The sequence below is a fragment of the Ruegeria sp. CI5 genome (genome assembly GCF_056536885.1).
On sequence record NZ_JBQFQN010000002.1, the window covers coordinates 374251 to 398133 of the forward strand.

Here is a 23883-nt window from a genome sequence, read left to right on the forward strand (position 1 = left end):
CCTGTTCAACCCGATAGACGGTTGGAAAAGCGGCCCGGGGCGGATATTTGTATCCAAAATGCAAATGCGGACAGACCCTTGGCAGCAAAACGCGCAATCACCCGTCAAAGCCTTCCATATGCGATCGCGTCCGACCTGCGCGAGCGCATTCTCAGCGGTGATCTGGCGGAAGGCGAGACCATCCGTCAGGAGGCATTGGCCGAAGACTATGACGTGTCGCGCATGCCGGTGCGCGAGGCGCTCAAACAGCTTGATGCCGAAGGTCTGGTTCAGCTGACGAACAATCGCGGGGCGCGGGTCACGCGCCACTCCCTGTCCGAAATCGGCGAGATCTTCGACCTGCGGTCGCTGTTGGAGACCGACTTGTTCCGTCGGGCAATTCCGCAGATGACCCAATCTGACTTTGCGCGCTGCGAACAACTGCTGGAGCAAATGGAGGCGTCGTACGACGCCAACGACGTCAGCCGATGGGGCGCGCTGAACTATCAGTACCATTCGGCCCTCTATGCGGCCGCGAACCGAAGCCTGACTAACGAGCTGCTGCATCGCGTGAGCCTGCAGTCGGACCGGTACATCCGAATGCATCTCAGGGTGATGCAACAACGCGAACCGGCCCGCAAAGAGCATCGCGAATTGCTGCGCCTTGCCCGGGATGGACAGGTCGAGCAGGCTTGTGCGCTTCTGTCCGCGCATATCGGACGAACCAAGGACCAATTGTTGGCACTGGTGGCTGCCAAGCGAGCGTCCGAAGAGGCGGCCGGACGCTGACGCCAAGCGACCGGAAAGAAAGCGTTTTCAATTCTTCTCTGTCTGTGCCAGTTCTGGCGTCGCGGGATGCGTGCCGAAACATGGATCGACCAAGTGCCCAGTGATGACCTCAACAGTTCGGAACAGGCCGTGCGTCAGGCGATTGGGGCGTATTCCAGACGCGTCTGGCGGTTTGCGCTGGCTCTGTCGGGGGCGCAGGATGTTGCCGACGACCTGACCCAGGCCACTTGCCTGCGCGCGTTGGAGCGAAGCCATCAGGTTACGCATACTGATCGGTTGGATTCGTGGCTGATGACGATCTGCCGGTCGATCTGGTTGAACGAGCTGCGGGCGCGGACCGTGCGCAAGTCCCAGGGGTTGGCCACAACGCCGGACGCCGAATTGATCGCGCCGGGTACCGACGCCGAAATGAATATTTTTGCGCGGGAAGTGTTTACACAGGTGATGCAACTGCCCGAGACACAACGCGAAACGGTCATGCTGGTCTTTGTCGAGGGCTACAGCTATCGCGAGGCCGCCGCGTTGCTGGAGGTTCCGATTGGTACGATCATGAGCCGGCTTTCCAATGCCCGCAAGAAACTGCAAGCTGCGATGCCGCAGGATGCCGGTGCGTCCGACCGACGGAGGGACTCATGACCTTTTCCGACGATACGCTAAAGGCCTATCTGCAAGGCTCATTGGGGTCTGAGGATAGCGATGCCATCGAGGCCGCTGTTGAGGATGATCCGGAACTGGAACAGCGCCTGATGGATCTGGATCCGATTGCGCCGGTGGTTCGCGAGGTGTTCCGTGACATTCCCGCCGCCGCGCCACAAGTTGAACTGCCGCCTAGGATTCCGTCTTCGGCGGGGCCCTGGCGCCTGTTGGGCGTCGCGGCTGCCGCGGCTGTGTTGGCCGTATCTTTGACCTTTTGGCTGACCCGCCCACAGCCGATGGGATGGGCAGAACAGGCGGCCTTGTATCAGTCGCTTTACACGCCGGATTCGATTGCAACGCTGGAATACCCGCCGGCTGTCGTCGACGCCCAGATCTCATTGGCCGAAGAGAAACTGGGCCGCCCGTTGAACCGGGATTCGCTTGAAGGTTTGCCGGGGCTGGAACTGAAGGCCGCGCAGGTTTTGTCCTTCAAGGGCAAACCATTGGTTCAGATCGTTTTTGCCGACGCTGATGGCAATCCCTTTGCGCTGTGCGTGATCCGCCAAGGCGATGGCGCGCCGAATTCAGAGTTGAAGCAGGAAGTCCTGAGCGGGCTTGCAACGGCCCGGTGGGCGCGCGACGGATACGGATACATGCTGTTGGGGAACCGGCCGGACAACGATTTGACCGTGCAGCTGGATTACCTGGCCCAGACATTCGCCGGCTGAGCCGCCTTGCGCGAAACCTCTTGTGAACCGGTGCGATTGGCCGAACAATGCATGGCATGACGACCAAGGCCACGAACCCGGACCCGGACGAGGACGATGTCCTGGACGGGCCGCGCAGTATCTATGACGTCGATCCGCCGGACGACGAAGTGCTTTGGTTTTTGCCGCCCGAAGATGCAGCGGCGCCCGAGGACATGTTGCCGCCGGGTCCGCGTGCCGATCGGGGCGCTTTGTTCGACCCGCGGGACTGGCGCGCAGCTCAGGCAGAAGTGGCGCAGGGCTTGGCGGATCTGACCTTGACCTTCGGGTCCTTGGACGAGCGGTTGCGCAGTGGTCCAAAGGGATGGACCCACCGGCTGGCCCTGATGGACGTATCCGACCTGGGGTGGTGGACCGGTGACCGGATCAGTGTTGATCGGCTTGCCCTGTGGACCGGATTGCGTATCGGAGCCACCGGGGACGATGTGCAAGCATTGTTTCGGGCGGGTTGGGCGGTTCGGCGACTGACTTCGGGCGCAGGGCCGTCGGACGGCGGCTGGCAATCGGGACTGGCCGCCTTTCTGGACCGGATGGCTCAGGGGATAGACGAAGTCCCAGAGGCGGTCGCAGATTTGGCCGAAGTGATGGATAGCGCACAAGCCCTGCACCCTGTCACGCAGTCGGCCATTGCCTTTCACGCGTGGCGCGCGCTGTCGCAAGGAATGGGACAGGATACCGAAGCAGCGGTGATCGCTGCGCGGCATGCGGCCACGATGGGTCGGGGCGGGGCACTGTTCATGCCGCTGGCACTGTCGGGCCCCGGGGCGCTGCGCGGCATCGGCACACCAGAGGAAAAACTCAACGCTTGGGTTCGTGGGGCAGGGCAGGCGGCCTTGGCCGCGCTGCTGCATCTGGATCGCGTCAGCGCGTGGGAGGCCCGGGCACGCGAGGCCACCAAGGGTCTCAGCGGGCGGACGCCGCCGGTCCTGATCGATGTGCTGACCGCATGGCCCATGGTATCTGCGCCATTGGCCGAGGAGTTGACGCAGGCATCGCGTGCAGCCGTGCAGCGCAATCTCGACAAGTTCACCGAACGTGGGTTGATCCGCGAAGTGACCGGGCAGGGCCGTTATCGGGTTTGGGCTGCCGCGCTGTAGTCCAACAACCATTCACGGAACGCGCGCGCGGGTGGCCGCAATGTGGCCCGTGAAGGGTAGATCAGGTGGTAGGCATCCCGGCCCGGCACGGCCACCTCGGGCAGACATGGCACCAGGCCAGACATCCGCATGATCCGGTCAGACGCGGGCGCGCGGGCCAGGGCGATCCCGACCCCTTGCGCGGATAGCTCGGCCGCCATCACTGAGTTGTCCGCGAAGAAATACTGAGCCTGCCCGGTCGGCAGCCGCAGGGCTTCGAACACGTGCGGCCAACTGGCCCTGTGGGTCGAAACCTCGATCAGCGGAAACCGGGCCAGATCCAGCGGAGTGCTGATCTGGTCGGCAATGTCCGGTGGTGCCACGGGAAAAAGGGTCTCGGTCAACAGCATGTCACCTTCGGCGCCGAACAGCGTCGGGTTGCCGAACACGATCTGCAGGTCGGTGAAACGATTGGCGAAGTCGGCGATCCGGTTCCCGGTCGTCAGGGACAGGTTGATCTGAGGATGGGATTTTTGGAACTGGGTCAGGCCCGCCGCAAGCACCCCTTGCGCGAACAACAACACGGATTGGACATACAGCCGTTGGTCCCGGGTCTGGCCGAACAGGCCGGTAGTGGCTGAGTCCAGCATCACCAGCGATTGCTGCACGACCGGCAGGTACGCCCGCCCGGCCTCGGTCAAAGTGACGGCATGGGCATGGCGATGAAACAGCGGCGTGCCCAGACGAGTTTCCAGCGCCTTGACCTGTTGGCTGACAGCGGCGGCCGACATGTTTAGCTGGGCGGCAGCACGGGCAAAGCTTTCGGTGCGGGCCGCGGCCTCGAAAACGCGCAGCCAGTTGAGAGAGGGGATGCGGGTCGACATGGAAATCAGGCTAAGGTGAACTTGCCCTGACAGGCAAGGCTTTGCGTTCTCGTCGCAAGACCGGTTCGGCTAGGCTGTGCGTGAACCGATCCGAAAAGGTGCACCCATGCCCGACATCCAAGACCTGGCCCGGCACAAACTGACGCCATCGCAAGCAGCGCAATACTGGGAAGACGGCTTCCTGTTTCCGCTGGATATTCTGTCTGCTGACGAGGCCGCGCAGGTGCGCTCGGAACTCGAGCAGATTGAACGCGACTGGATGGCCGCCGATCTGCCTCTGCCGCTGAATACCTACAAGCGCGTGAACTCACACCTCGTCATGCCTCTGGCGGCGCGACTGGCCATGGATCCGCGTATACTGGATGCCGTCGAAGGCGTCTTGGGTCCGGACATCATGATCTGGTCGGCCGAGTTTTTCATCAAAGAGCCGCGCACCGTCCAGACAGTTGGCATGCATCAGGACCTGACCTATTGGGGGATGGGCGAGACCCCGGATCAGGTTACGGCCTGGCTGGCACTGTCGCCGGCAACCGTGGAAAGCGGCTGCATGGATTTTGTCCGGGGCAGCCACAAGAACCCAATACTTCCGCACAATGATACCTATTCCGAGACCAACCTGTTGTCGCGCGGGCAGGAGATTGCGGTCGAAGTGGCCGAGGAAGACAAAACCCATATCGAATTGGCGCCCGGACAGATGTCACTGCACCACGGGCTAACCATTCATGGCTCGGGTCCGAACCGGTCGGACGATCGGCGTATCGGGATGGCCATCCGCTATATCAGTCCGAATGCGAAGCAGTTGGTGGCGGACCGCGACTACGCGATGGTCGCCCGCGGAGAGGACCGACAGGGAAACTTCATCCATGTCGATCCGCCCGCCACCCTGTTTTCCGACGAGTCGCTTGCCCTGTACGAACAGGTGCGCCGCGATCTGGGCAAGGCGCTGGCAGCTGGGGCCAAGGCCACCGTTCCACTCTATGATTGAGCCGGGTTCGAAACCCAAAGGCCAGGGGATTTGACGCCTACCGCCCAACCCCGACATAGGTTTCGAAACCAGATTTCTTGACCTTGTCGCGTGAATAGATGTTCCGCAGGTCGACCATGCGTGGAGATTTCATCTCAGCGGCCATCTGCGTCAGGTTCAGCGCGCGGAACTCGTTCCATTCGGTCAACAGAACCACTGCGTCCGCGTCCTTGGCTGCGGCATACGGGTCTTCGACCCACTCTACACCCGGCAGCAGAGCCTCACCCTCGGATCGGCCCTGAGGGTCGACCACGCGAACTTTGGCGCCTCCACCGATCAGGGCGGGCACGATGGTCAGTGATGGAGCATCACGCATATCGTCGGTGTTGGGTTTGAACGTCACCCCCAGAACCGCGACGGTCTTGCCGTTGAAACTGTCGTCGCAAGCTTCGCGGATCTTTTCGATCATGCGTTTTTTGACCTCGTCATTCACGCGCATGACGGTTTCGGTGATCTGCATGGGGAAGGCATGTTCCTGTCCGATCCGCGCAAGCGCCGCGGTGTCCTTGGGAAAGCATGATCCGCCGTAACCGGGGCCGGCATGCAGGAACTTGTTTCCGATGCGCCCATCCAAGCCGATGCCGCGCGCCACTTCCTTGACGTCGCCACCGACCCGCTCGCACAGGCCTGCGATTTCGTTGATGAATGTGATCTTGGTGGCGAGAAAGGCGTTTGCCGCGTATTTGATCATTTCGGCGCTTTCCAAATCCGTCGTCAGGATCGGAAAATCGCGCAGGTAAAGTGGGCGGTAGATTTCGGCCATCACCTCGGCGGCGCGGTCGTTCTCGACCCCTACAACGACGCGGTCCGGACGCATGAAATCGTCGATCGCAGCGCCTTCGCGCAGGAATTCCGGGTTCGAGGCGACATCAAAGTCTGCCTTGGGGTTTGCCGCCGCGACAACTTCCTGAACCTTGCGGTTGGTCCCGACCGGGACCGTGGATTTGGTCACCACCACGGTGTAGCCATCCATGGCATGGGCGATTTCCTCGGCCGCTGCCATCACATAGGTCAGATCCGCATGGCCGTCGCCGCGGCGGGTTGGTGTCCCGACAGCGATAAAGACGGCATCCGCGCCTTTCACCGCATTTGCCAGATCGGTGGTAAAGCTCAGCCGGCCAGCGGCCACGTTCTTGGCCATCAGAACATCCAGTCCCGGTTCGTAGATCGGAACCTTTCCGTCCTGCAGCATCTGGATCTTAGCTTCGGCTTTGTCGACGCAAATGACGTCATGGCCGAAATCCGAGAAGCACACACCCGACACCAGACCCACATATCCGGTGCCGATCATCGCAATACGCATTATTCAAATTCCCTTGTTACCAATGCCACCTCGGGCGGCCACACATTCGGAGAAACTTCCGCCGGTTTCAATGCCTGACAGTGGCCTCGGGTTGCATTCCATGACATCTTGCTGTTTTTGGGGCGACAAATGGGCGTCCATGAAACTGGTGGAACAAACTGATGACCAAAAAAGCGCTGATCACCGGAATTACCGGACAGGACGGGTCTTACCTGGCCGAATTTCTGTTGGCAAAGGGCTATGAAGTTCACGGGATCAAGCGTCGGGCATCCTCGTTCAACACCCAGCGGATCGACCACATCTATCAGGACCCCCACGAGCCTGATCCGAAGCTGCGCCTGCACTACGGCGATCTGAGCGATACCTCGAACCTGACCCGCATCATTCAGGAGGTTCAGCCCGACGAAGTCTACAACCTGGGCGCCCAATCTCACGTGGCCGTCAGCTTCGAGTCGCCGGAATATACCGCGGATGTCGATGCCATCGGCACCCTGCGCCTGCTTGAGGCGATCCGGTTCCTGGGACTTGAGAACAAGACCCGGTTCTATCAGGCGTCCACGTCGGAACTTTATGGGCTGGTCCAGGAAACTCCGCAGCGCGAAACGACCCCGTTCTATCCCCGCTCGCCCTACGCGGTGGCCAAGCTGTATTCGTATTGGATCACGGTCAATTACCGTGAGGCGTACGGGATGTATGCCTGCAACGGAATCCTGTTCAATCACGAAAGCCCGCGCCGCGGCGAAACCTTTGTCACCCGTAAGATCACGCGTGGTCTGGCCAACATCGCCCAGGGCCTGGAGAAGTGCCTTTACATGGGGAACATCGACAGCCTGCGCGATTGGGGCCATGCCAAGGATTACGTGCGGATGCAGTGGATGATGCTGCAGCAGGACAAGCCCGAGGATTTCGTTATTGCCACCGGCAAGCAGTATTCCGTACGCCAGTTCATCGAATGGTCGGCGGCCGAGCTTGGGCTCACCCTGGAGTTTTCGGGCAGCGGTGTCGACGAGGTCGCAACGGTGACGGCGATCGACGGCGACAACGCCCCAGCGCTGAAACCCGGCGACGTGATCATGCGGATCGACCCGCAGTATTTCCGCCCAGCCGAGGTGGACACTCTGCTGGGTGACCCGTCGAACGCCAAGGCCAAGCTGGGTTGGGAGCCGGAGCTGACCGTGCAGGAAATGTGCGCAGAGATGGTTCTGGAAGACCTCAAAACCGCCAAGCGTCACGCCTTGTTGAAAGAGCATGGGTTCGAATTGCCGGTCAGCTTGGAAAACGGCTGAGGAGGCAGAAATGCGCAAGATCTACATCGCCGGACATCGTGGCATGGTTGGCGGCGCAATCCTGCGCCAGCTCAAGGCGCGCCAGGCCGATGGCGAGGCGCTTGAACTGGTGACCCGAACCCATTCCGAATTGGATCTGACCGATCAGGCGGCCGTCCGCGCCTTCATGCAGGCCGAGCGCCCAGACGTAGTGATCTTGGCCGCTGCCAAGGTAGGGGGGATTCACGCCAACAACACGTATCCTGCAGATTTCATTTACGAAAATCTGATGATCGAGTGCAACGTGATCCATCAGGCTTTTGCGGCTGGCGTACGGCGTCTTCTGCAGCTGGGCAGTTCCTGCATCTACCCGCGTGAGGCAGCGCAGCCGATGCGTGAAGACGCGTTGCTGACGGGAGTTTTGGAGCCGACGAACGAACCCTATGCGGTTGCCAAGATCGCCGGGATCAAGCTGTGCGAAAGCTACAACCGTCAGCACGGGGTCGACTACCGGTCGGTCATGCCGACCAACCTGTATGGGCCGGGAGACAATTTTCACCCTGAGAACAGCCATGTTCTGCCAGCACTGATCCGCCGCTTCCACGAAGCCAAACGCGACGGGCTGGACGAGGTGCTGATTTGGGGAACTGGCAAGCCGCGGCGTGAATTCCTGCATGTCGATGACATGGCCGAGGCATCGCTGTTCGTAATGGATTTGCCGCAGGACGTGTATCAGGCCAATACGCACCCCATGCTGAGTCACATAAACGTGGGCTGCGGGCAGGACGTTTCGATTGCCGAACTGGCCGCACTGATCACCAAAATCACCGGGTATTCCGGCCGGATCACGCAGGACACCACCAAGCCTGATGGTACGATGCGCAAGCTGATGGACGTTTCTCGGTTGGCCGAGATGGGCTGGAAAGCACGCATAGGTCTCGAAGATGGTATCCGCGAGACCTATGACTGGTTCCTTGATCAATCGGCCGACGACCTGCGGGCCAAATAAGCACCCGGCCCAAAGACCGGGTGCGTTCGGTGATCAGAACCAGCGGCCGATGGCCGAGGCCGCCGGGGGTATCGCTGCCGGATCGGACACCGCCGACAGAACTTGCCACGCTACCTGTGTTTCGGTCGGCAAATCGAAGCTGATGAACCGTCCCAGAGCATTACCGCTGCCGCTCAGGGTTGGAGTACTGCCCACAGCAAAAGGCGCGGGGAAAGTCCAAGTATTCTGGGCGCTTGCAAACAGTGGCCCCATGCCGGCAGTACAGGCCACCGCACTCGCCGCGAGGGTGCAGATCTGAGTTCCGTCCGCGAAACGAACGAATTCGCCGTTCGCATTTGCGCCGCGTTCGATCACTGCGCCGGTCGGGATCCCGCCAGACTGCGTCACCGGACCCACGAGGTTGCCGGGGCAATATCCGTAGTCGGCTCGCATCAGCCGTCCCGGTGTTACATCTTCAGGGTTGGCTTGAACGGCCGCGCCACTGATCGTTCCCGATGTGGCATCCACGCGCACAGCCTCGGTCCAAGAGCCGCCGTCCGGTGAAACCTTGATGGAAAAATCGGTGCTGCCCGCAAGGCCCATCTCGGCGTGGCCGGTCCAGTTGGACTGAAACAGGAGGGAGGCGGTGTCAGTCGCGCTAGCCTTGTTGACCTTCAGCTGGTGGCCGCTCCCGTCATGGCTCAGCAATGTGGCGGGACTCCGAACCGAAAGGCGGTTGGTCGGATCGTATCCGGTTGCGACCCCGACCCCGGCAAGGTTCGCAGTATTGACCGGAGGATCGATCCATCCGCCGTTGTCCCAGACCTTGAGCGCGGCGCCGGCTTGGTCCCAAACACGCCATCCGTTTGCCGGCGTGACAAAGACCCAAGCATTGTCCAGCCAAGCCGCGAGTTGCCCAGGCTTCCCCGCCCAGGCGCCTGTCGGGCTGGCCCCCAAGCCGTAGATGGCACCTTGATCTGGTGCCGCAGGTGGAATGGTTTCATCCAGAGCCACAACACTCAGCTGCACGATCAGGTCCAGCTGCCGCAGCGCTTCGTTGTGGGTGACGTGTTTTTGCGCCTGTGAGGGTTGCAGAAACGGCAGATTCAAACGGGGGGTGATTTGGGACACGGGCGGGATCCTCCTTGGGCCATCGATTCACGGAATTCGCTGCGCGCCACCCTGCCGCGGATGGGATGAATCCCCGCTTTCACGTGCGAACGACACAAAAAGGATTTGGTTACTTGTGGATTTCCAAATACGAAACAAAGCCGCCCTTTTGGGGCGGCTGTGGATATTTTTAGTATGGAGGTCGGTCAGCTGATTCTGACCTGTACGCCCAAAGCGTGAACCGTTGGCGACCGGAGCCGCGGTGTTCAGCCAGGATCAGTTGCGGGCGTAGACATCCTCGTACCGGATAATATCGTCCTCTCCGAGGTAGGCGCCGGTCTGAACCTCGATCAGGACCATAGGCACCTTGCCGGGGTTTTCCATGCGGTGAACCGCGCCAAGGGGGATGTAGACAGACTGGTTTTCGCTGACCAGACGAACCTCGTCATCGATCGTGACCTTGGCGGTACCTTCTACGACGATCCAATGCTCGGACCTGTGGTGGTGGGACTGCAGGCTCAGGGCCGCGCCGGGGTTTACGTGAATCCGTTTGACCTGGAATCGTTCGCCCACGACCAGGCTCTCGAACCAGCCCCAGGGGCGATGGTCGACCGGCAGAGCTTCGGCCTGCGGTGCCCCTTTGGCCTTCAGGGCGGCCACGGCCTGTTTGACATCCTGTGCCTTGTCCATGCTGGCCACCAGAACGGCATCCGGCATGGCCACAGCGATCATGTTCTCGAGCCCCATGGCCACGACTTCTTGTGAGGCTGACTCGGACCGGATCAACACGTTGTTACAGTCGATCGTCGTCACCTCACCGGTGGTCGCAACGCCGTTTTCGTCGGGGCTGCTCAGTTCCTGGACGGCCGACCAGCTGCCGACATCCGACCAGCCGGCGGCATAGGGAACAACGCTCAGGTTTTTGGCCCGTTCCATGACCGCGTAGTCGATCGATATGTCTTCGACTTTCCCCCAGGCCAATGCGTCCAGTCGCAGAAAGCCAAGATCGGCCTTCGCGTCCTCGACGGCAGTCTGCACCGGCGGCAACAGGTTGGGTGCATGATCCTGGAACGCAGCGATGATGTCGCGCACCGCAAACAGGAAAATGCCGGAATTCCACAGGTAACTGCCATCGGAGATCATGGCCTTGGCCCGATCCAGATCGGGCTTTTCAACGAAATGGTCCAATGCGACCGCAGCACCTGTCGCGTCGGGCGCAGCGCTGAGCTTCAGATATCCATATCCGGTTTCCGGCCGGTCCGGAGTGATCCCGAACGTCACCAGATTGCGGTCCCTCTCGATGGCGGTCACACCTTGCGAAACCGCCGCGTGGAACGCGGATTTGTCGGGAACGACGTGATCGGAAGGTGCCACCAGCATTAAAGCATCCGGGTCTACCTTCGACAGGTAAAGCGCGGCCGCTAAAACCGCCGGAGCCGTGTTGCGGCCCTCAGGTTCAATGAGGATCGGACCGGGGTCGACACCAATGGCGGTAAGCTGCTCGGTGACGATGAAGCGGAACGATTCATTGGTGAGTATCAGGGGCTTGGCGTACGGTGCGTCCTTGGGCCCTCGCATCCTGTCCGCACAGTTCTGCAACAGGCTGCTGCTTCCGACCAGAGGCACGAACTGCTTGGGATAGCTTTTTCGGGACAGCGGCCACAGGCGGGTTCCGGAGCCGCCGCACAGAATGACGGGATAGATGGTGGTCATGACGAATGGGCTTTTCGGCTGGTTTTCTGACGTTTTATCGCAGTCATCACAGGGTGGGTGAAGGACCGCCGCTTATTGGGCGGCCCGACCTGTGGCAACAATATCATTCAGATAGGCGCTCAGATCGTCGCGCAGGTCATTCCGGGCCAAGGCAAAAGCCACGGTGGCCTGCAGGAAGCCCGCCTTGGATCCGCAGTCGAACCGTTGACCATCGAAGCGGTATCCGAAAACCGGGACACCGTTGCCGATGTCTTCGGCGATGGCATCGGTCAGCTGGATCTCCCCGCCGCTGCCTTTCTTCATCTGATTGAGGTTGTACAGCACCGATGGCCCCAAAATGTATCGACCGATGACCGCCATGTTCGACGGAGCCTCGTCGGCCTTGGGCTTTTCGACCATGCCGCGGGCGCGGATCACCTTGCCGGAACTGTCGGCGGCGTCCAGTATCCCGTACGAGCTGGTTTTTTCGGGTGCGACCTCCATCGCGGCGACCATGTTGCCGCCGGTTTCCTCGTAAGCCTCGACCATCTGCTGCAGGCAGGGTTTGTCGGCTGCAATAACGTCGTCCGGCAGCATGACCGCGAAGGGTTCATCGCCGATCAGGCGGCGGGCGCACCATACGGCGTGTCCCAAGCCCAAAGCCTTGTGTTGGCGGATATAGGCGATAGCACCGCTTTCCATGTTGGTGTTCTCGAGAACCTCCAACAAATCATCCTTGCCTTTGGCCTTCAGTTCCTGCTCCAGCACGAGATTGTGGTCGAAATAGTCTTCGAGCGCCGATTTCCCGCGTGATGTGACGAATATGAACTCTGTAATACCCGCAGCGCGTGCTTCGTCGATGGCATATTGAACGAGGGGCCGGTCGACCAGCGTCATGATTTCCTTCGGAACGGATTTCGTTGCCGGAAGAAACCGGGTGCCCAATCCTGCGACAGGGAAAATCGCCTTGGTGACCTTGCGTGACATGTGACCTCTCAAATTCAAAAACTTAGCCGGCGGACGTGGTGCATCCGGGGCTTCCTCTTAGGCTGCGAAACCGGATCAATCAATGATGCCCGAAGAAACAGGCCGAAAACGACCGAAGGGTGCCATCTGGTCATGGCAAAGTCAAAATACCCATTTCCAATATCTCTGCCCTAACGGGCAAGCACCCCGAAGCCGGTTGCCCGGCTTCGGGGACTGGATCAAGCGCTCGCCATGATCGCTTCCAGCGGATCGTGTTCAGCCACGAAATGCCCGGGCGAAATCTCGCTGAGCGCGGGAACATAGTCGGTCTGACCCGCCGCCAGGCGGCTGGGCAGGAACCGCAGCGCCGCCTTGGGATCCATCGGCGAGGGCAGCTCGCCCGGCAGTTTCAGCCGCTGGCGGCTGCGCTCGACATCCGGGTCCGGGATCGGCACCGCCGAGATTAGCGACTGCGTGTAAGGATGAACCGGGTTAGCGCAGATCACCTCGCCATCGCCCAGCTCGACAATGCGGCCGAGATACAGAACCATGATCCGGTTCGACACCGCGCGCACCACCGACAGATCGTGGCTGATGAAGATCATCGACAGGCCGAACTCCTGCTGCAGTTCCTTTAGCAGCTGCACGATCTGCGCCTGAATCGATACGTCCAGCGCCGAGACCGCCTCGTCGCAGATGATCAGCTTGGGCTTGTTGATCATCGCCCGGGCGATGCCCACCCGCTGGTTCTGACCGCCCGACAGCTCGTGCGGGTAGCGGTTGATCATGTTGGCGTTCAGGCCGACCCGTTCCATCATCTCGGCGACCATCTGCTTGCGCTCGCGCTCGGTCAGGTCGGGGCGATAGGTTTTCAGCGGTTCCGCGATCGAGGCGGAGATCGTCATCCGCGGGTCCAGGCTGGCCAGCGGGTCCTGGAACACGATCTGCAGGTCCTTGCGGTACTTGTTCAGCTCGGCCCGTTTCAGCCCGACGATCGGATGACCCAGCCAGCTGACATTCCCGGCGCTCGGCTCGATCAGCTGCAGCACGGCACGGGCGAGGGTGGACTTGCCGCAGCCCGACTCACCGACCACGCCCAGGGTTTCACCCTTGCGGATGTCAAAGCTGACGCCGTTCACCGCCTTCAACGGCACCTTGCGGCCAAAGATGCCGCCCGGAACGTGAATCGGGAAATGCACCTTGACGTCATCGACCTTCAGCAGCGGCGCCGCGTCGGTCTCCACCGCCTTGGGCGCGTCGCCCGCGTCGATGCGGGGCATGGCCTCGATCAGGGTGCGGGTATAGTCGTGCTTGGGCGCGTGAAAGATCTCGCGCGTGTCGCCGGCCTCGACGAACTCACCCAGGCGCATGACCTGCACCCGGTCGCACATGCGGGCCACGACGCCCATGTCATGCGTGATCAGGGCGATGGCGGTGCCTTCGTCCTTTTGCAGTCGCACCATCAGATCCAGAATGTCGGCCTGAACGGTCACGTCCAGCGCGGTGGTCGGTTCGTCGGCGATCAGCAGCTTGGGATTGCACAGCATCGACATGGCGATCATCACCCGCTGGCGCATCCCACCCGACAGCTCGTGCGGGAACTGGTCCAGACGGCGCGCGGCCTCGGGGATGCGCACGCGGTCCAGCCATTCCAGGCACCGTTGCCGCGCGGCCGAACCCTGCAGGCCTTCGTGCACCTGCAAGACTTCGCGCATCTGCTGGCCGACCCGCAAATGCGGGGTCAGGGCGGTCAGCGGGTCCTGAAAAATCATGCCCACGTCATCGCCGCGGATCTGGTTCAGCTTGTTCACGGGCAGGTTCAGAATTTCCTGCCCGTTCAGCAGCACCGACCCGGTGGCCCGGCCCGCCGGCGGCAGCAGCCCCATCGCGGCCATGAAGGTCTGGCTTTTGCCTGACCCGCTTTCGCCGACGATGCCCAGGCATTCGCCCGGCGCGATGTCAAAGCTGATGTTCTTGACGGCCTCGACCACCCCGTCGGACGTGTCGAACTGAACGCTCAGGTTCTTTACGGAAAGCAGGCTCATGTCAGCGGTCCTTCGGATCCAGTGCGTCACGCAGGCCATCGCCGATGAAGAACATCGTTATGATGATGGTGACGTAAAATGCCAGGGGGTACATCAGTTGCCACAACGTGCCGTAACCCATGGTTCCGGCGCCCTCGGCGATCAGACGACCCAACGAGGTATAGGGCTCGGAAATCCCCAGCCCCAGGAACGAGATGAAGCTCTCCGTCAGGATCATCTCGGGCACCAGCAGCGAAGCATAGACGATCACAACGCCCAGCAGGTTGGGCAGGATGTGGCGGTACATGATGGTGAACTCGCTGACACCGGCGGCGCGGGCGGCCTCGATGAACTCGCGGTTCTTCAGGGTCAGGGTCTGGCCGCGCACGATCCGCGCCATGGTCAGCCAGCCCACCGCACCTAGCGCGATGAACAGCATGAAGAACGACCGCCCCGCCACGACCAGCAGCAGGATGATGACCAGCGTGGCCGGAATGGCCAGCAGGATGTCGACGAAGCGCATCATCACGCCGTCGACGCGCCCGCCGATATATCCGGCGGCGATGCCATAGCACGTGCCCACGATCAGCGCGGTGGCCGCCCCGATCAGACCCACCAGCAACGAGGTTGTGGTGGCCTGGATGACCCGGCTGTACAGGTCGCGCCCCAGATCGTCGACGCCGAAATAGTGCCCTGTCTCGATGGACGGCATTCCCATGCCGGCCACGTCGCCCATGACGTTCCAGTCGATTTCCTCGTTGCTCCAGACGGCAAAGTAGGGCCCGATGATCGTGAACAGAACGATCAGTGCCAGGATGAACACGCTGGCCATGGCGGCCTTGTTGCGGACAAAACGCATCCGCGCGTCCTGCCAAAGCGAACGTCCCTGAATGACCGTGTAATCGGTGATGTCTTCGGCCAGATGGGCGGCTTTCTTAGATTTTCCAAGCATTTGCCAACCCCCTTAGTAACGGATTTTCGGATCGAACCAGGCATAGGCCAGGTCGGTCAGCAGGTTCACCAGAACGGTCAGCACGCCATAGAGGATCGTGACCCCCAGCAGCACGGCATAGTCGCGCGACAGGGCCGAACCCACATAGGCCTGCCCCAGCCCGCCGGTCGAGAAGTAGATGTCCACAAACACCGAGCCGGTCAGCACATAGACGAAAACCGGCCCCAGATAGGACACCACCGGCAGCAGCGTGGGTTTCAGCGCATGGCGCCAAATCACGGTGCGGGTGGGCAGGCCCTTGGCCCGCGCGGTGCGGATGAAGTTCGAATTCAGAACTTCGAGCATCGACGAACGCGTGATCCGCGCGATCGAGCCCATGTACGAGGTCGCAAGCGCGATGACGGGCATGATCAGGTATTGCCACTGGCCCCCGTTCCAGCCGCCGCCCGGCAGCCAGCCCAGCCACAGGGTGAAGGTCAGGATCAGGATCGGACCCATTATGAAGTTAGGCAGCGCCTGGGCGGCGATGCCCAGACCCACGGCGAAATAATCGATCCAGCTGTTGTGGCGGATCGCGGCGGCGATGCCCAAACTGACGCCCACCAGCGTGGCCACGAGGAAGGACAGCATCCCGTAGGTCAGCGAAATCGGAAAGCCCTGCGCGATGATGTCGTTCACGTCGCGGTCCTTGAACTTGAAGGACGGGCCGAAATCGAAATGCACCACGATGTTGTACAGGTAATCCCACAGCTGTTTCCACAGCGGCTGGTCCAGCCCGTAGCGCGCCTCGATATTGGCCAGAACCTGCGGCGGCAACGGCCGCTCCGAGGTGAAGGGCCCGCCGGGCGCGAAGTGCATCAGAAAGAAACTGGCGACGATCAGCAACAGGATCGTCGGAACGGCGATCAGCAGTCGCCGGATGACATAGGCAAGCATTTCATGCCCCCAATTATTGGCCCTGCCCCAGAGCATGTCCGGGGCAGGGCGCGATCAAAGGATGATGATTACTCGGCGATCTTGTAGAGGTTCTTCGAGTACCAGTTCTGCTCGACGTTGTTCACCGGCCAGTTCCCCACGTCGCTGTCCATCATGTAGACACCGGCGTAGTGGTAGATCGGGATCACAGGGGTTTCCTGTGCGATGATCCGCTCAACCTCGGTGTACAGCGGGGCCGGATCGTCCGAGGTTTTGGCCTGAGCCAGCAGCTCGTCGACCTTGGCATTGTTGTACTTGCCGTCATTGTAGCCGGAATCCGACTGCAGCAGGTCCAGGAAGGTCGAGGCTTCGTTGTAGTCGCCGCACCATGCGCCGCGGGCCAGTTCAAAGTTCTGGTTGCCGCGCTCTTCCAGGAAGATCTTCCATTCCATGTTGGCCAGCTCGACCTGCGCGCCCAGCTTCTGCTTCCACATCTGGCTGAGGGCCACGGCGACTTTCTTGTGCGCCTCGGAGGTGTTGTAGACCATCGCGAAACTCAGCGGGTTGTCGGGACCGTATCCGGCCTCGGCCAGCAGTTCCTTGGCCAGCTCGTCGCGCTCGGCTTGCGTCATCGACGCCATTTCCACGACCGGCGGGGTGAACCCTGCGGTGGCTTCGGGCACGAAGGTATAGGCTTCGGGCTGACCGCCGGCCAGGATGTTCTCAGTGATGATCTTACGGTCAACCGCCAGCGACAGGGCCTGACGCACGTTCGGGTCCTTGAAGGCCTCGGGGCCGCCGTCGGACAGGTTGAACGTGTAGTAGTAGTTGCACAGGCGCGGGAAGCTGATCGCCTCGTTCGGGTATTCTTTCTTCAGGCGCGGAAACTGGCCTGCGGGCACCTCGGTGCGGTCCAGTTCACCGGCCAGATAGCGGGTCAGGGCCACGTTTTCATCGTTGATGACCAGCGCCACGACCTTGTCGATGATGGTGTTGTCGTTGTCCCAGTACATCGGGTTGCGCTCGCGCACCGAGCGTTCGTTGGGCAGGTGCTCGGTCAGGACATAGGCGCCGTTCGAGACGATGTTGCCGGGCTTGGTCCATTCATCGCCGAACTGCTCGATGACCTTCTGCGGGGCTGGGAAGGTGGTCGAGTGCGTGGTCATCTGCGGGAAATAGGGCAGCGGCGCGCTCAGTTTCACTTCCAGCGTGTGGTCGTCGATCGCCTTGACGCCCAGGTCGTCGACCGGCTTGTCGCCCGCGATGATCTCGGCGGCGTTCTCGATCGACATCAGTTCCATGAACCAGGCATAGGGCGAGGACAGGGCCGGATCGACGGCGCGTTTCCACGCAAAAACGAAATCATGTGCGGTGACCGGATCGCCGTTCGACCACTTGGCGTTGTCGCGCAGGGTGAAGGTGTAAACGTCCTTAGTTTCGTTGGTGGTATAGCCGGTGGCCACGCCCGGAACCAGGTTGCCGTCTTCGTCCTGGTTCATCAGACCTTCGAACAGGTCGCGGACAATCTCGGCGCCCGACACGTCCTCGACCACCTGCGGGTCGACCGAGCTGTGCTCGTCCAGCACGCGGTAGACGAAGGTCTGGTCATCGGCCAGCGGCTCGCCGGTGACCGGATGGGTGCCCGCGGCCAGCGCGGCTCCGGTGATGAAGGTCGAGCACAGCAGGCCCGCCACCGAGTTTCGAAGGATGGTGTTCATGATCTTCTCCCAATTATTGTGGCGGCGGTCTGCGCATCCATATGGGATGGCGTCCGGCGGCCCTGGTTGCCCGACATCCGCTGGGACCCGGTTCTTTTGAATTTTGGGTTGTGCCAATTCGCAAGGAACACTGCGTCGCAGCTTTCTGGATTGCAGTCGGTGAAGTGGATGCAAGAGCTTCCTCTCGCTGGCCGAGACCGTGCCACTATTTTGGGCAGGGTTAAAGCCTTCCCATGAGTCCGGATCGCCTAAAGGTAGAAAGAAACTTCGTGACGCGTGGTCGCCGAAATTTTGTAACGATGGCGTGTATCGTTGCGATATTTTCGTGCCCAGGCCGCCCGGATTACAGCCCGAGGCGCGATCTGTTTCGGCAGAATTTCGCCGCTCGCTTTCGCCCGATCAGGCGAATCGCCAGCGGTCAGGGACGCAGCCGCGACTTCATGCCGGCTTCGGGGAAACAGGTGGGGGGCTGGTCGGTTTCTTCCTGCCAGCGGCCGATCGACCGGCGGGTTTTGTATCCCGGGAGCCCGTCGGCACCGCCCACGTCGTGCCCCATCGCGATCAACGCCTGCTGCATGGTCGCGATATCCGACCGGTAGAGACCGCCCACCTTGCCCCAGCGGCCTTTGAAATCGCCCACGCCATACTGAATGCGATCGCCCACATGGCCCACGAACAAGGCGTAGAGGTCACTCATGTTGTAGTCTTTGAGAACGTAGAAATTAGGCGTTACGACAAAGGCCGGACCGTTCCGGCCAGCTGGCATCATCAGGTAGCCCTCGCCGCGCAGCTCGTGTTCGGGAAAAGGGCGTCCCGAGACGCGGGTGACGCCCATGGAGACCCAGTCGCGGATCGCCCGGCCCTGGTCGGGACCCTCGAGCGCGCAGGACACAGATGCCGGTACCGTCACCTCGAACCCCCAATCGCGGCCGCTGACCCAACCGTGCCGCGCGAGGTAGTTTCCGATCGATGCGATCGTGTCGTCGGCCGACCCCCATATGTCGGCCCGGCCGTCTGCATTGCCGTCGGTCGCGTGGTTCAAAAAGCTGGTCGGCATGAATTGGGGCTGGCCCAACGCGCCGGCCCAGCTGCTTTTCATCGCGCGGCCGTTCACGTGACCGGCCTCGACGATCTGCAGCGCGGCGATCAGTTCGCCGGTAAAATAATCCGCGCGGGTGCTCATGAATCCCTTGGTGGCCAGCACCTGGATTGCGTCATGCCGGATCGGAACCTGCCCATAGCCGCTTTCTCGGCCCCAGACCGCAAGGATGATCCGGGCGGGAACGCCGGTCTGTTCCTCGACCCGGCGCAGCGTTTCCGCATGACGCTTGGCCATACGCCGACCGCCGGCGGCGGCACCCTGAACCGAATTTGCGTTGAAATACCGGCCGGGGGACCCGAACTCGGCTTGCCTTTGCTTTTTGGGCGTCCGTGCCGGAGAACCCGGCGGAACAAGATCAGGCAGTTCCCAATTCAGGCGAACCCCTTCGGTTGCGCTGTCAAACGTGCGGCGTGATACACCCTGCGCCCGGGCCAACGGCCAGACCTGTTGCTGCAACCAGTCCTGAAACTGCCGCTCGACCGCGGCTCGGTCCTGCGCGATCGCTGCGCCGGAAAACGCGATCAGTCCAATCAGAAAAAGCAGTAAACGCATGACACAATGCCTGACCCGACCCACTGGCCAAGTCAACTCGATGGTGACGTGGGTTACGGCCGCCGGGGAAAAACCTTGTGAAATCTGCTGACTCTGCCGATAGTTGCACCAACCTGAAGTTTGATGAGGGCGATCCGGCGTGAGCGGAAACAGGACTATACCTGCGGTACTGACAGCGCTGATCGTGGTCGTATTGTGGTTGGGCACGGCGCAATCGGCTCTGGCCAGCGACAGTTTCATGGATCCTCAAGGCCCTATTGCGGCGGTCCAAAAAACACACCTGGTGCGCGCGACCGCGTTGATCCTGATTGCGGTCATTCCGGTTCTGGTTCTGGTTCCCTTGATCGCTCTTCGCTATCGGCGCCGCGCGCAAAGCCCGGCTGCCTATCGGCCCAAATGGGATTTCTCGCCCATGCTGGAAACCGCGATGTGGGGTGTGCCGGTGGTGATCGTGGCGCTGCTGTCCTTTTATCTTTGGAAAGCAACCCACCGGCTGGACCCTTACGCGGCCCCGTTCGGCGATGAACCGGCCCTGCGTGTGCAGGTGGTGGGGCTGGATTGGAAATGGCTGTTCATCTACCCCGACCTGGGCATCGCGACGGTGGGTGAGTTCGGGGTGCCAACAAAACAACAAGTCGCCCTGACACTGACGACGGACACGGTGATGCAGTCATTCATGGTTCCCGCCCTGGCGGGGCAGATCTATGCGATGCCGGGAATGACGACCCAATTGCATCTCGTGGCTGATGCCCCCGGACAAATGCAGGGCGAAAACACCCAGTACAACGGGCGCGGCTTCACCAAGCAGAAGTTCCAGACGGTCGCGATGCCGCCGCCGGATTTCGACTCATGGGTCGACCGTGTTCGGCAGAACGGTATCGTTCTGAATCCGGCAACCTATCGGACACTGGCCATGCGGACGGACCGGGACGAGGTTCAGGCCGCGCTTGGCACCGCGCAGATGCCCGATAATGCGCTGTATTTCCGCCTGGATGATGGCGATCTGTTCCACAGCATCCTGGGCCGGTATCACAACGGGCAACCTTTGCCGCAGGATCAGCAACCGGGAACCGCTCAATACGGGCAGGAGGACAAGCAATGACATCTGCCGAGTCCGGTTTCTTCGGCCGTCTGAACTGGGATGCCTTCCCCATCGCCGGGCTGATCCAAGACCCCAATACGAATGAAATCGTGGCCAATGCCGCGGCGGGCGTGGTGATCGTGGGGGTGGCCGCGGTTCTGGGACTGCTCACCTGGTTTCGCCTGTGGGGGCCGCTGTGGCGCGACTGGTTGACCAGCGCGGATCACAAGAAGATCGGCATCATGTATATCGTCTTTGCCATCGTCATGCTGGCGCGCGGCGTTCTGGAAGGCGTCGTGATGCGCGCCCAACAGGCGGCCGGGCCGGGCGAGGGGTTCCTCGAGGCCGAACACTTTGCCGAACTGTTCAGCACCCACGGCACGATCATGATCTTCTTCGTTGCGGTGCCCTTCGTGTTCGGACTGGCGAATTTCCTCGTCCCGCTGATGATCGGCGCACGCGACGTGGCCTTTCCGGTGATGAATCAGATCAGCCTCGGCCTGACGGTTTCGGCGGGGATGATGCTGATGGTCTCACTGGTGGTGGGCGAGTTTTCCACCGGCGGCTGGACGGCCTATCCGCCCTATACCGGCGCGGCCTTCAATCCGGGCGTGGGGCCGGATTACTGGATCTGGGCGATCGTGGTGTCGGGCATCGGCACCACCCTGACGGGGATCAACTTTGCCGTCACGATCTACAAACTGCGCGCGCCTGGGATGAAATTCATGCGGTTGCCGATGTATTGCTGGACGATCATCTGCAGTTCGATCCTGATCGTGTTCGCCATGCCGCCATTGGGGGTGGCGGCGCTGTTGCTGGCCGCTGACCGGTATCTTGATTTCCATTTCTTCACCAATGACCTGGGCGGCAACATGATGAACTATGCCAACCTGTTCTGGCTGTTCGGCCACCCCGAGGTCTATCTGCTGGTTCTGCCGGCCTATGGCATCTATTCCGAAGTCTTCGCGACCTTCTCGGCCAAGCGGCTCTATGGCTACAACTCACTGGTGATCGCGACCATGTCGATTGCGGTGCTGTCGTTCACCGTCTGGCTGCACCATTTCTTCACCATGGGCCAAAGCGCCCTGATCAACGCGGTGTTCGGCATCGCCACGATGCTGATCGCCATACCAACCGGCGTCAAGGTCTATGACTGGATGGCCACCCTGTATCGCGGCCGCATCCGGTTCTCGGTGCCGATGCTGTACGGGCTGGCCTTTCTGATGCTATTCGTGATCGGGGGGCTCAGCGGGGTGATCCTGGCCAACCCAACCGTTGACTATCAGGTGCACAATACGCTGTTCCTGGTCGCGCATTTCCACAACGTGTTGCTGCCAGGTGTCCTGTTCGGATTGCTTGCGGGCTACAACTACTGGTTTCCCAAGGCGTTCGGCTTCCGCCTGGACGAGGCTTGGGGGCGGATATCGGTCGTGCTGTGGACGGTGGGCTTCATGCTGACCTTCCTGCCGCTGTATTTCGTGGGCCTGATGGGGATGCCGCGCCGCTCCTACAGCTGGGAGGACCCGAGCTTTCACCCCTACATGATCACGGCCGTCATCGGCGCGCTGGTCATTCTGGCGGCCTTGCTGTCGGTCGTCGTGCAGCTGTGGGTCAGCATCCGCAACCGCGAACAGAGCCGCGTATCGGTTGGCGACCCCTGGGACGCCCGTACGCTGGAATGGTCGATCCCGGCCCCGCCGCCGCCCTACAATTTCGCGATCATCCCGCATGTCACGGACCGCGACGATTTTGCCGCCGCGAAAGAGCGTGGCGAGGCCTACCCGCACCCCGACCGGTACGAGGACATCACCATGCCGCGCAACACCAGCATCGGTTTCGTGCTCTGCGTGCTCAGCGGTGTGTGGATGTTTGCGCTGGTCTGGTGGATCTGGTGGCTGGCGGCGCTGGTGACAGTGATGATGATCCTGTCGTTCATCCTGTGGACCTTTCAGACCGATACCGAAGAAGTGGTTTCAGCTGAAGAAGTGCGCAGGCAGCACGAGGCCTGGCTGGACGTGGTCCGCAACGCGACCCCTGTGAACCGGGATCACGAAGGTGCGCCAGAAAACACCGGGCTTGCCCGACCGGATCTGGAGGCGGCGACATGACGCCTGCACCAACCCACAGTTACCCAGGTCTGAACCTTGGGCGGCGTCATGCCAGCGCCCACAAGGCGACCGAAGTGGTGACCTTCGGTTTCTGGGTCTTTCTGATGAGCGACCTGGTCTATTTCGGGCTGATGTTCGGCGTCTACGTCACCATGATCGACGCGCAGGCCGGTGGTCCTGGCCCGCACGACTTGTTCGATCTCTACAGCATCTTTGCCCAGACCCTGATCCTGCTGACCAGCAGCCTGACTGTTGGACTTGCCATGCTGGCGCTGAAATACAACCTGCCGCGCGGTCGGATCGTCCTGTGGTTCGGGGTTACGCTGCTGCTTGGGCTGAGTTTTCTGGTCCTCGAAATCCGCGATTTCATGTCGATGGCGGAAAAGGGTGGCATCCCGCAGCGCAGCGGTTTCTTGTCCGCCTTCTACGGGTTGGTGCCTCTGCACGGGCTGCATGTGGCGGCGGGCTGTGTGTGGCTGGTCGTTCTGGGCATTCAACTGCGGGTCATGGGGATGACCGACCTCGTGATTTCGCGCGTGGTGCGGCTGGCACTGTTCTGGCACTTCCTTGATCTGATCTGGATCGGCATCATCACCATCGTGTATTTCGGAGGGCTGACCTATGGATAAACGGTCCGAGATGCACAGACGCGAGCGGCGCCGGTATGTGATCGGCTATGGCGGCTCGCTGTTGCTGACACTGATCGTGTTTGGGATCGCCTACTGGTTCGGCATCGAGACCAAGGGTGTCTATCTTGCAATTGGGCTGTTGGGTTTGGCGCAGCTGATCGTTCAACTGGTCTATTTCCTGCATATCGACCGTCGCCGCAGCAGCCGCGAAGATCTGGATTTGGTCCTGTTCTCGACGCTGGTTCTGCTGATCATCATTCTTGGAACGGTCTGGATCCTGGGCAATCTGGCCATGCGGATGCACATGCCGGGCATGTAGCGAC

The 23883-nt window shown here is 61.3% G+C and carries 21 protein-coding genes; 11 read left to right on the plus strand and 10 right to left on the minus strand.

The genetic code is table 11. The features are described from left to right. Positions 1-78 precede the first annotated feature (78 nt). The 4 genes from ACR0BA_RS10520 (at position 79) to ACR0BA_RS10535 (ending at position 3268) form a co-directional block, all read left to right on the plus strand. On the plus strand, positions 79-768 hold the full coding sequence (locus ACR0BA_RS10520) for a GntR family transcriptional regulator (protein WP_480727851.1): 690 nt from the start codon (positions 79-81) through the stop codon (positions 766-768). A gap of 66 nt (positions 769-834) precedes the next feature. Then, entirely contained in the window at positions 835-1404 is a 570-nt protein-coding gene (locus tag ACR0BA_RS10525; RefSeq protein WP_480727852.1) for an RNA polymerase sigma factor, read from the plus strand. Further along, the gene (locus ACR0BA_RS10530; protein ID WP_480727854.1) at positions 1401-2132 is read left to right on the plus strand and encodes a hypothetical protein; all 732 of its coding nucleotides are present in this window, start codon (positions 1401-1403) and stop codon (positions 2130-2132) included. Before ACR0BA_RS10525 ends, ACR0BA_RS10530 begins: the two co-directional genes overlap by 4 nt. A gap of 56 nt (positions 2133-2188) precedes the next feature. Then, positions 2189-3268 carry a helix-turn-helix domain-containing protein gene (locus ACR0BA_RS10535; RefSeq protein ID WP_480727855.1) on the plus strand — a complete coding sequence of 360 codons (1080 nt, stop codon included), beginning with the start codon at positions 2189-2191 and terminating at the stop codon, positions 3266-3268. Here ACR0BA_RS10535 and ACR0BA_RS10540 read toward each other — a convergent pair. Continuing rightward, entirely contained in the window at positions 3241-4131 is an 891-nt protein-coding gene (locus ACR0BA_RS10540; protein WP_170441071.1) for a LysR substrate-binding domain-containing protein, read from the minus strand. The two genes, ACR0BA_RS10535 and ACR0BA_RS10540, sit on opposite strands and share 28 nt — an antisense overlap. 106 nt (positions 4132-4237) lie before the next feature. Here ACR0BA_RS10540 and ACR0BA_RS10545 point away from each other — a divergent pair, with 106 nt between their 5' ends. Next, positions 4238-5116 carry a phytanoyl-CoA dioxygenase family protein gene (locus ACR0BA_RS10545; RefSeq protein WP_170391647.1) on the plus strand — a complete coding sequence of 293 codons (879 nt, stop codon included), beginning with the start codon at positions 4238-4240 and terminating at the stop codon, positions 5114-5116. A 37-nt stretch (positions 5117-5153) separates the two neighbouring features. Here ACR0BA_RS10545 and ACR0BA_RS10550 read toward each other — a convergent pair whose 3' ends face one another. Beyond that, positions 5154-6458 carry a UDP-glucose dehydrogenase family protein gene (locus tag ACR0BA_RS10550; RefSeq protein ID WP_170367380.1) on the minus strand — a complete coding sequence of 435 codons (1305 nt, stop codon included), beginning with the start codon at positions 6456-6458 and terminating at the stop codon, positions 5154-5156. Between the two features lie 161 nt (positions 6459-6619). Here ACR0BA_RS10550 and gmd point away from each other — a divergent pair, with 161 nt between their 5' ends. Further along, complete coding sequence (gmd, locus tag ACR0BA_RS10555; protein ID WP_170365953.1) at positions 6620-7744, plus strand: GDP-mannose 4,6-dehydratase; 1125 nt, start codon at positions 6620-6622, stop codon at positions 7742-7744. 10 nt (positions 7745-7754) lie between these two features. Then, complete coding sequence (gene fcl, locus ACR0BA_RS10560; protein WP_480727857.1) at positions 7755-8732, plus strand: GDP-L-fucose synthase; 978 nt, start codon at positions 7755-7757, stop codon at positions 8730-8732. 33 nt (positions 8733-8765) lie between these two features. Here the strand turns inward: fcl and ACR0BA_RS10565 are convergent, their stop codons facing one another. The 8 genes from ACR0BA_RS10565 to ACR0BA_RS10600 all read right to left on the minus strand — a co-directional run bounded on the left by ACR0BA_RS10565 (position 8766) and on the right by ACR0BA_RS10600 (position 19742). Continuing rightward, complete coding sequence (locus ACR0BA_RS10565) at positions 8766-9842, minus strand: DUF2793 domain-containing protein (RefSeq protein ID WP_480727859.1); 1077 nt, start codon at positions 9840-9842, stop codon at positions 8766-8768. Positions 9843-10097: 255 nt separating this feature from the next. Continuing rightward, on the minus strand, positions 10098-11534 hold the full coding sequence (locus tag ACR0BA_RS10570; protein ID WP_480727860.1) for a mannose-1-phosphate guanylyltransferase/mannose-6-phosphate isomerase: 1437 nt from the start codon (positions 11532-11534) through the stop codon (positions 10098-10100). A 72-nt stretch (positions 11535-11606) separates the two neighbouring features. Further along, positions 11607-12500, minus strand: coding sequence for a UTP--glucose-1-phosphate uridylyltransferase GalU (gene galU / locus ACR0BA_RS10575; protein ID WP_093963131.1), 894 nt, complete (start codon positions 12498-12500; stop codon positions 11607-11609). A gap of 218 nt (positions 12501-12718) precedes the next feature. Beyond that, positions 12719-14524 carry an ABC transporter ATP-binding protein gene (locus ACR0BA_RS10580; RefSeq protein ID WP_480727861.1) on the minus strand — a complete coding sequence of 602 codons (1806 nt, stop codon included), beginning with the start codon at positions 14522-14524 and terminating at the stop codon, positions 12719-12721. Between the two features lies 1 nt (position 14525). Continuing rightward, the gene (locus ACR0BA_RS10585) at positions 14526-15455 is read right to left on the minus strand and encodes an ABC transporter permease subunit (protein ID WP_480727863.1); all 930 of its coding nucleotides are present in this window, start codon (positions 15453-15455) and stop codon (positions 14526-14528) included. 12 nt (positions 15456-15467) lie between these two features. Then, positions 15468-16391, minus strand: a complete 924-nt coding sequence (gene oppB, locus ACR0BA_RS10590) for an oligopeptide ABC transporter permease OppB (RefSeq protein WP_093963128.1) — start codon at positions 16389-16391, stop codon at positions 15468-15470. A gap of 68 nt (positions 16392-16459) precedes the next feature. Continuing rightward, on the minus strand, positions 16460-18088 hold the full coding sequence (locus ACR0BA_RS10595; protein ID WP_093963729.1) for a peptide ABC transporter substrate-binding protein: 1629 nt from the start codon (positions 18086-18088) through the stop codon (positions 16460-16462). Positions 18089-18506: 418 nt separating this feature from the next. Then, a complete protein-coding gene (locus ACR0BA_RS10600) occupies positions 18507-19742 on the minus strand; it encodes a lytic murein transglycosylase (protein WP_480727864.1) in 1236 nt (411 codons plus the stop codon). A gap of 139 nt (positions 19743-19881) precedes the next feature. On the opposite strand from ACR0BA_RS10600, the gene ACR0BA_RS10605 reads away from it, so the two are divergent. From ACR0BA_RS10605 to ACR0BA_RS10620, 4 genes are read left to right on the plus strand one after another with little or no spacing between them, the layout of a single operon-like run. Next, positions 19882-20844, plus strand: a complete 963-nt coding sequence (locus ACR0BA_RS10605) for a cytochrome ubiquinol oxidase subunit II (RefSeq protein WP_367646476.1) — start codon at positions 19882-19884, stop codon at positions 20842-20844. Further along, a complete protein-coding gene (locus tag ACR0BA_RS10610) occupies positions 20841-22931 on the plus strand; it encodes a cbb3-type cytochrome c oxidase subunit I (RefSeq protein ID WP_480727865.1) in 2091 nt (696 codons plus the stop codon). Before ACR0BA_RS10605 ends, ACR0BA_RS10610 begins: the two co-directional genes overlap by 4 nt. Continuing rightward, positions 22928-23560, plus strand: coding sequence for a cytochrome c oxidase subunit 3 (locus ACR0BA_RS10615; protein WP_480727867.1), 633 nt, complete (start codon positions 22928-22930; stop codon positions 23558-23560). The genes ACR0BA_RS10610 and ACR0BA_RS10615 overlap by 4 nt, the downstream gene beginning before the upstream one ends. Next, entirely contained in the window at positions 23553-23879 is a 327-nt protein-coding gene (locus ACR0BA_RS10620) for a cytochrome o ubiquinol oxidase subunit IV (RefSeq protein ID WP_480727869.1), read from the plus strand. Before ACR0BA_RS10615 ends, ACR0BA_RS10620 begins: the two co-directional genes overlap by 8 nt. Positions 23880-23883: the final 4 nt, after the last annotated feature.

Bases quoted from the DNA above. Each gene is read 5' to 3' on its own strand.
- ACR0BA_RS10525 (WP_480727852.1), top strand. From the start codon at position 835: ATGCGTGCCGAAACATGGATCGACCAAGTGCCCAGTGATGACCTCAAC.
- ACR0BA_RS10530 (WP_480727854.1), top strand. From the start codon at position 1,401: ATGACCTTTTCCGACGATACGCTAAAGGCCTATCTGCAAGGCTCATTG.
- ACR0BA_RS10535 (WP_480727855.1), top strand. From the start codon at position 2,189: ATGACGACCAAGGCCACGAACCCGGACCCGGACGAGGACGATGTCCTG.
- ACR0BA_RS10540 (WP_170441071.1), bottom strand. From the start codon at position 4,131: ATGTCGACCCGCATCCCCTCTCTCAACTGGCTGCGCGTTTTCGAGGCC.
- ACR0BA_RS10545 (WP_170391647.1), top strand. From the start codon at position 4,238: ATGCCCGACATCCAAGACCTGGCCCGGCACAAACTGACGCCATCGCAA.
- ACR0BA_RS10550 (WP_170367380.1), bottom strand. From the start codon at position 6,458: ATGCGTATTGCGATGATCGGCACCGGATATGTGGGTCTGGTGTCGGGT.
- gmd (WP_170365953.1), top strand. From the start codon at position 6,620: ATGACCAAAAAAGCGCTGATCACCGGAATTACCGGACAGGACGGGTCT.
- fcl (WP_480727857.1), top strand. From the start codon at position 7,755: ATGCGCAAGATCTACATCGCCGGACATCGTGGCATGGTTGGCGGCGCA.
- ACR0BA_RS10570 (WP_480727860.1), bottom strand. From the start codon at position 11,534: ATGACCACCATCTATCCCGTCATTCTGTGCGGCGGCTCCGGAACCCGC.
- galU (WP_093963131.1), bottom strand. From the start codon at position 12,500: ATGTCACGCAAGGTCACCAAGGCGATTTTCCCTGTCGCAGGATTGGGC.
- ACR0BA_RS10580 (WP_480727861.1), bottom strand. From the start codon at position 14,524: ATGAGCCTGCTTTCCGTAAAGAACCTGAGCGTTCAGTTCGACACGTCC.
- ACR0BA_RS10585 (WP_480727863.1), bottom strand. From the start codon at position 15,455: ATGCTTGGAAAATCTAAGAAAGCCGCCCATCTGGCCGAAGACATCACC.
- oppB (WP_093963128.1), bottom strand. From the start codon at position 16,391: ATGCTTGCCTATGTCATCCGGCGACTGCTGATCGCCGTTCCGACGATC.
- ACR0BA_RS10595 (WP_093963729.1), bottom strand. From the start codon at position 18,088: ATGAACACCATCCTTCGAAACTCGGTGGCGGGCCTGCTGTGCTCGACC.
- ACR0BA_RS10600 (WP_480727864.1), bottom strand. From the start codon at position 19,742: ATGCGTTTACTGCTTTTTCTGATTGGACTGATCGCGTTTTCCGGCGCA.
- ACR0BA_RS10610 (WP_480727865.1), top strand. From the start codon at position 20,841: ATGACATCTGCCGAGTCCGGTTTCTTCGGCCGTCTGAACTGGGATGCC.
- ACR0BA_RS10615 (WP_480727867.1), top strand. From the start codon at position 22,928: ATGACGCCTGCACCAACCCACAGTTACCCAGGTCTGAACCTTGGGCGG.
- ACR0BA_RS10620 (WP_480727869.1), top strand. From the start codon at position 23,553: ATGGATAAACGGTCCGAGATGCACAGACGCGAGCGGCGCCGGTATGTG.